The sequence below is a fragment of the Priestia flexa NBRC 15715 genome (assembly GCF_001591565.1).
Taxonomy (GTDB): domain Bacteria; phylum Bacillota; class Bacilli; order Bacillales; family Bacillaceae_H; genus Priestia; species Priestia flexa.
The window spans coordinates 1-7,069 of record NZ_BCVD01000157.1; the positions used below are offsets into that span (position 1 = coordinate 1).

Consider the following 7,069-nt stretch of genomic DNA (forward strand, 5'->3'; position numbering starts at 1 on the left):
TTTTGTTTTAGAACGTGTACATATTTTTAATCAAAAAGCATCATATTAAATAGTAGAAAGCAACAATTTCATTGGTAATTTATTCTAATTTTTAAAGAATAAATACATGTTTAAATATTCATAATATTTTTACTTTATTTTTATTTAGTAAGCGGTTTCATTGGCTTTATTTATGTAATCAAGCGGGTTTCATTTCAAAAAATTCGTGTTTAATAACTTGATACTCTGGGAAAAGTTTGTTAGCTTAAAAAACCGTAAGCTGTTTATATGACACGATTTTCCACAAGTCATATATAAAAACAGAAAAAGGAGAGATATTGTGGATATTAGTTTATTTATTTCACTAGCAATTTATTTTATAGGGATGCTGGCTATCGGTTGGTATGCTTATAAAAAATCTACTGATGACATTTCAGGCTATATGCTAGGTGGTCGTGGACTTGGTCCTGCTGTAACAGCCCTATCAGCTGGTGCATCTGACATGAGTGGTTGGATGTTAATGGGTTTACCAGGTGCTATGTATGCTACAGGAGTATCTAGTTTATGGATTGCCGTTGGTTTAACAATCGGAGCTTACCTAAATTACCTAATTGTTGCTCCGCGTCTTCGAACGTACACAGAAGTAGCAAATGACTCCATTACAATCCCAGATTATTTTGAAAACCGCTTCAATGATACATCCAAAGTTCTTCGAACAGTATCAGCCATCGTTATTTTTGTCTTCTTCACTCTTTATACTTCTGCTGGAATGGTATCCGGTGGTACATTATTCGAGTCTGCGTTTGGTTTAGACTATCGAATTGGTTTATTTGTAACAGCAGGTGTTGTTATTGCTTATACACTATTCGGTGGATTTTTAGCGGTAAGTTTAACCGACTTTGTACAAGGTATTATTATGTTTATCGCTCTTGTTCTTGTACCGATTGTAGCGTTTACTGAATTAGGCGGTGTTGGAACAACGTTTGATGTAGTTCGTGACATTGACCCAGCGTACTTAGATTTCTTTAGAGGTACAACGGTTGTTGGAATTATCTCATTCTTAGCTTGGGGTCTTGGCTACTTTGGGCAACCTCACATTATTGTTCGATTCATGGCTATTTCGTCTATTAAAGAGTTAAAACCAGCTCGCCGAATCGGTATGGGATGGATGATTATTTCCATTATCGGTGCAATGTTTACTGGATTAATTGGTATTGCTTATGTTGACCAAACTGCAACCACATTAGCAGATCCAGAAACAATCTTTATTAAATTCGCACAAGTATTGTTCCATCCATTTATTACAGGGTTCTTACTAGCAGCGATTCTTGCTGCAATCATGAGTACAATTTCGTCTCAGCTACTTGTAACATCAAGTGCTATTACGGAAGACTTTTATAAAGCGTTTTTCCGTCGCAAAGCAACAGATAAAGAACTTGTCTTAGTAGGACGTCTATCTGTACTAGGTGTCGCAATCATTGGTATTCTCTTATCATTAAATCCAAATGATACGATTTTGGGTCTTGTAGGTTATGCATGGGCCGGGTTCGGTTCAGCATTTGGCCCTGCAGTTTTACTAAGTCTATACTGGAAGAAGATGACTCGTTGGGGTGCTCTTGCCGGTATGATTGTTGGGGCTGCTACGGTATTAATTTGGGTAAACGTACCTGGATTAAGCGAAGCACTTTATGAAATGATTCCTGGTTTCGTACTAAGCTTCTTAGCTGTCGTCGTTGTCAGCTTGTTAACAAAAGATCCTTCAACGAAAGTTCAAGGTACTTTCGTTGAAATGGAAGAAACATTAGAAGAAGAAACTAAATAAATCCAAACGAAAGCTCGCAAACATCTTTTTGCGAGCTTTTTATTTTCTATACGTAGCCCAAGCTTTTTCTTCATACGTATATAGATAAGAGCTTATAAGGAGGTTTATAGCATGCATCCATCCATGTTTCCATATAATCACCAGCCCCCACCATCACGTGAAGGAAATGAGCGTGAGCTAAAAGTGATAGGAGAAGGCCATATTACGGCTGTTCCAGATGGCATTTCCATTATTATCGGTGTTCGTACAGAAAACCTAAGCGTACAGCAAGCATTAAAAGAAAACACTACCGTTTCCAATACAATGATTGATGGCTTTCAAAATGCCGGAATTGAACAAAGTGATATTGAGACCGCATCGTTTACTATTAACCCAAAATATGACTACACTGATGGCAAAACGACATTAGTTGGATACGAAGTACAGCATTTATTTGAAGTTCATGTTGCAGATATTAAACAAGCTGGTGAAGTGTACGCTATCTCTGTTGCAAGCGGTGGAAACGTAGCAGAAGATATTCGTTTTTTTGTGAAAGATCCGACACCCTATGAAAAGCAAGCACTTTCTCAAGCCGTTCAGCACGCTGGAGAGAAAGCAACGGCTATTGCAGACACCCTAGGCGTTGCCTTAAACCCTATTCCGCTGGAAGTCACTGAACGGACTCAGCAGCCCCCTGGTGGCTATGTAGTGGCAGCTAAGACACTTGGGTCTGCTCCACCGATTCAAACGCAGTCTCTGACAGTTGTATCAGCTGTAGAAGTGACATACAGGTACTAGAGTATGTGTGCTAAACTAATACGTATATTAATAAAAGGAGTTTATGCATCGTGATATCAGATGAACAATTGTTTAGCGCCTATCAAAAACTTTGGGTAAATCGCTCTTTTTCCAACCAAGATAATCTTTCCGTTAAAGAAAAGTTATCCTATGCTATTCAAAAGGATTTACGTGATGAAATGACGCATCCTCGCGTTCGTAAATCTCCTGAGGTAAAATATGAACTGGCCGTTCAGCGGATTAACAATAGCAGTCTTGCTCATAGTGAACAGCTGGCTTTAATCGACCTGTATACAAAACTACTCAGAAATTGCTAAAAAAGAGGTTGTTTCTATTTAAATCTAGAAACAACCTCTTTTCTTCTATTATTATTTAGTTACGGCTTTTTCTTGAAAAGAAATTAGAGCATTATTAAAATCTTCTTTTAAATCCTCATACTCTTCCAGTCCAACTGATAAGCGTAACAGCGATTCTGTAATACCTTTTTCATCTCTCACTTCTTTTGGAATACTAGCGTGAGACATTGTTGCTGGGTGTGTTAAGATTGATTCAACTGCGCCTAAACTTACACCAATCGAAGATAAGCGCACGTTTTTTAATATATGCTGTGCGAGTTCATCATTGTTTAATTTAAATGAAATAATTGCTCCGTATCCGTTTGCCTGCTCAGTAATCAATTCATAATCAGGATGTGTCTTCAGCCCTGGGTAATAAACCGCTTCGACGTCATGTTGCTCTTCAAACCATTTCGCTAGCTCTAAAGCCGTTTGTTGTTGCTGATCTAACCTTACTTTTAATGTTTTAATGCCTCGTAGAAATAAGAAGCAATCCTGTGGCCCTAAAATAGCTCCAAATGCGTTTTGAACAAACTTTACTTCATCAGCAAGCTTTTCATCACTTACAACAACCAATCCACCAATTACATCGCTATGGCCACTAATATACTTTGTCGCACTATGAATGACGATATTTGCCCCTAAATTAATTGGTTGCTGCAAGTAAGGTGTCATAAACGTATTATCAACGATTGTTAACAGGTCATAGCGTTTAGCTAACGCTGCAACGCTTTTAATATCCGTTACCTGTAAGAATGGATTTGATGGGCTTTCAATGTAAATCGCTTTTGTTTGGCTCGAAATGACTTCCTCTACTTCATCTACATTTGTCATGTTGACAAATGTAGTTTTAATACCAAACTTTGAAAATAATCTTGTTAATACGCGATATGTGCCACCATAGATATCGTTTGAAACGATAATTTCATCGCCTGCTTCAAATAAACAAAGAACAGATGATACAGCGGCCATTCCTGATGAAAAAGCAAACCCAGCAGCTCCATTTTCAAGCTGTGCAATCGTATTTTCTAAAGCTTCTCGTGTTGGATTACCTGAACGCGAATAGTCATAGCGCCCACCGTTTGTTTCGTCTTCTAGATTGAAAGTAGACACTTGATAAATGGGAACATTTACCGCTCCAAAATGTCCATCAATACCTGTTTTTGCATGAATTAAACTTGTACCAAATGAGTGTTTATTTGTTGTATGCATCAAATGCCTCCTTTAAGTCTTGAATTAAATCCTCTGCATGTTCAATCCCAACAGATAAGCGTAATAAGCAATTCGTTACGCCAACTCGATTTCGTATTTCTTCTGGAATATCTGCGTGAGTCTGACGAGCTGGGAACGTCATTAAGCTCTCCACACCACCTAGACTTTCAGCAAAGGTAATCACCTTTATATTCTCAAGTAAGACTGGCACAATTTGCGGGTCCGTTACAGCGAAGGAAATCATTCCGCCAAAGCCTCCTGCTTGTTGCTTCATTACGTGATAGCCTGGATGAGATTCAAGACCTGGATAGTACACTTTCTCAACCAGCTCATGTGAAGTCAGCCAATTCGCAATTTTCAGCGCATTTTCATTGTGTTTCTCCATGCGCAAAGCAAGCGTTTTAATACCTCGCAGCAACAACCAGCTATCTTGCGGACCTAAAATTGCACCTGCTGCATTTTGATAAAAGCGAATTTTTTCACCTAGCTCGCGACATCGTGCAACGACTAACCCGGCTACTACGTCATTGTGACCACCAATGTATTTACTAGCGCTATGAATAACGATATCCGCTCCAAGAGAAAGAGGTCTTTGATAATAAGGTGACATAAACGTATTATCCACAATTGTTAACAAGTTACTTTCTTTAGCAAGTTCAATTATTCCTTTTAAATCCGTTACGTGCATCATTGGATTTGTCGGTGTTTCAATAAATAACGCTTTCGTATTCTGCTTTAATACTGCTTTAACTTGGTCTAAATGAGCTGTATTTACATACGTTACTTCTACACCTTGTTCTGCAAAAATATCATTTAAAACTCTGTATGTACCACCGTATAAATCTTCAGAGACGATTAAATGATCACCGTTTTTAAACAAAGCAAGTACAGCCATAACTCCTGCCATTCCCGAAGCAAATGCCGCTCCAACTTCGCCTTCTTCTAACACAGTGATCGCATCTTCTAACGCTGTTCTTGTTGGATTAGCTGTTCTAGCATAGTCATATCCTGTGCTTTCTCCTAAACGGGGGTGTGCAAACGTAGATGCTTGGTAAATAGGTGTTGTAATGGAACCTGTAGCAGGGTCTCGATTGACGCCCGAACGAACAAGTAGTGTTTCAATATGCATAATGTCCTCTCCTCTTTGCAGTAAATAAAAAAAAACTCTTCACAGATGGAAGAGCGTTCGCTTAATCACGACTTCTCTCATCTGTTAAAATACAATCGTATTTCACAGGAATTAGCACCGTTCAAACTCACTGACTAACATATGGTTTGATGGTTGCCGGGCTTCGCAGGGCCAGTCCCTCCGCCACTCTGGATAAGAGTTTTATTAAGTTAATTATTCATTGTGTATACTTTAATAAAAATAACAAAGAATGTCAATAGAATTTTCTAAACAATTTCAATTGTCTCATTTATTCAAAAAGACTTCATTGATTTTCTTATATAGGCTGCTCTGTCTTTAATAAAGTCACAAATAAACGCAGGTTCTTGATAAAAAGTAGCTAACTTGTGCTGTATATACGGATCTTTCTCTACATAAGGCAAAATCAGCTGGTGGAGTGCTTCAATCTTTGGTTTCATATAGTTAACAGTGAACTGATGATTTAGCGCAGAATTCATTTTTTCAATATATTGTTTCTTAAATTTTGATATGGCCAAAAGTCGTGCTGTTAACGTATTAAACCCTTCCATTCTCACATAGTTACTTTCCATTTCATCTCCGTTGACATCGCGCCCCCACGTAGCATCATAGTCCCAAGGAAGGAGTTCAAAGCACTTCGTATCACTGTTCCGGTACAAAGCATAGTTATGAACAAAACCATCAAAGTTTTGAAGACAAATTACTCCCACCAACCAGGCTAAATAGCGATCTACCTCCAAGTGCTTTTCAATGTTATCTTCAAACTCTTGATTCGTCCATGTATTCAAGTTATAAATAAAATATTCTAACGCTTCTTCATCTTTTCCGTACGTTACTTTTGTTTCGTATCCTGATTGAAGCGATTCTTTTGGCTTCTCATCCAAATCACTCATTAACGAGAAGTTGGCATCTCCGTCTACAGCGTAAAAGATAGAGCCTTTTGGCAAGCTACGCTTTGTTAAGAAGTACTCGTTTACCGATTCTAACTGTAAATAAACACCTTCATTTTTCCCGTTAATGGTGAGATGAACAAACTGTGATTTCGGTGATAGTACGCCAAGGTCTGAAAAGAAATCGAGCGATAGTTTATTGCGAACTAGCGATGGATCTTTATATTCTGCATTGAGATGAATTTCGTTGGTCTTCCCGAATTTATTTGGTGAATAAAACTCTATATAGTACGATTTCTTTCTCATTTCTCGGATGTGTGATCCCCTTAGAGTTAAGCCTATTTCATACCTCTTTTTATGAACTTTCATCACTGCGGGTATGGAATCTTCAGACCAGATGTCGGCCTTTAGTTCTTTAAAGTCCCGAACATTAGCAAAAACAGAATAGGTGGCAATTCCCATCTCTTTCCCTCCTTTTGGATACATTTTAAATTATATGAGCTCCTCTCCCACCGAGATGCTAGAAACTCCTTGGTTATTTCTTAAAATTCCACGTTTATCTCATAGCAAGTACGGCGTATTAAGCGTATCTTATGGTGAAAGGCAAAAAAATGATTCTCATAAGGAGGTTTTTAGATTGTATATTCAATCTAAGCGTATTCGTAAAGCTGCTGAATCTTTACAAAAATCAGAGCTAGGCAGGTTTATGTATCAAGAACCAAAAGGTCATAGCTCAAAAAGTTCATCTAAAAAAACAGCTCTTTCTCACAAAAAGACGGAGAAAAAGACAGAAAAGAAAACAGAGAAAAGAACGGAAAACAAGTACTGTACGAAAAGCTCACGTTCTCACAAAAAGCATCGTTCTCACAAAAAAGCAACGTGCTTCTGTAAAGAAAAGCATTCTCAT

Annotated in this window: 7 protein-coding genes and 1 riboswitch; of the genes, 4 read left to right on the plus strand and 3 right to left on the minus strand. The window is 38.0% G+C overall.

The genetic code is table 11. The features are described from left to right. Window positions 1-319 precede the first annotated feature (319 nt). From putP to yoyC, 3 genes are all read left to right on the plus strand, one after another. Window positions 320-1,801, plus strand: a complete 1,482-nt coding sequence (putP, locus tag BFL01S_RS18095; RefSeq protein WP_061786547.1) for a sodium/proline symporter PutP — start codon at window positions 320-322, stop codon at window positions 1,799-1,801. Window positions 1,802-1,912: 111 nt separating this feature from the next. Further along, on the plus strand, window positions 1,913-2,578 hold the full coding sequence (locus tag BFL01S_RS18100; protein WP_061786548.1) for an SIMPL domain-containing protein: 666 nt from the start codon (window positions 1,913-1,915) through the stop codon (window positions 2,576-2,578). A gap of 50 nt (window positions 2,579-2,628) precedes the next feature. Next, window positions 2,629-2,895, plus strand: coding sequence for a protein YoyC (yoyC, locus tag BFL01S_RS18105; RefSeq protein WP_025907398.1), 267 nt, complete (start codon window positions 2,629-2,631; stop codon window positions 2,893-2,895). Between the two features lie 51 nt (window positions 2,896-2,946). Here the strand turns inward: yoyC and BFL01S_RS18110 are convergent, their stop codons facing one another. From BFL01S_RS18110 to BFL01S_RS18120, 3 genes are all read right to left on the minus strand, one after another. Further along, a complete protein-coding gene (locus BFL01S_RS18110) occupies window positions 2,947-4,125 on the minus strand; it encodes a trans-sulfuration enzyme family protein (protein ID WP_061786549.1) in 1,179 nt (392 codons plus the stop codon). Continuing rightward, window positions 4,109-5,254, minus strand: a complete 1,146-nt coding sequence (locus tag BFL01S_RS18115; RefSeq protein ID WP_061786550.1) for a trans-sulfuration enzyme family protein — start codon at window positions 5,252-5,254, stop codon at window positions 4,109-4,111. The genes BFL01S_RS18110 and BFL01S_RS18115 overlap by 17 nt, the downstream gene beginning before the upstream one ends. A gap of 74 nt (window positions 5,255-5,328) precedes the next feature. Beyond that, a riboswitch (SAM riboswitch) is annotated at window positions 5,329-5,453 on the minus strand. A 94-nt stretch (window positions 5,454-5,547) separates the two neighbouring features. Further along, window positions 5,548-6,624, minus strand: coding sequence for a CotH kinase family protein (locus BFL01S_RS18120; RefSeq protein WP_061786551.1), 1,077 nt, complete (start codon window positions 6,622-6,624; stop codon window positions 5,548-5,550). Window positions 6,625-6,799: 175 nt separating this feature from the next. Here BFL01S_RS18120 and BFL01S_RS18125 point away from each other — a divergent pair. After that, window positions 6,800-7,069 (plus strand): CotG/ExsB N-terminal domain-containing protein (locus BFL01S_RS18125; RefSeq protein WP_439950866.1); only part of this gene is annotated, 270 nt, incomplete at its 3' end.

What these genes read in the sequence shown, in the direction of transcription:
- BFL01S_RS18100 (WP_061786548.1), top strand. Translation starts at nt 1,913, where the DNA reads ATGCATCCATCCATGTTTCCATATAATCACCAGCCCCCACCATCACGT.
- BFL01S_RS18110 (WP_061786549.1), bottom strand. Translation starts at nt 4,125, where the DNA reads ATGCATACAACAAATAAACACTCATTTGGTACAAGTTTAATTCATGCA.
- BFL01S_RS18115 (WP_061786550.1), bottom strand. Translation starts at nt 5,254, where the DNA reads ATGCATATTGAAACACTACTTGTTCGTTCGGGCGTCAATCGAGACCCT.
- BFL01S_RS18120 (WP_061786551.1), bottom strand. Translation starts at nt 6,624, where the DNA reads ATGGGAATTGCCACCTATTCTGTTTTTGCTAATGTTCGGGACTTTAAA.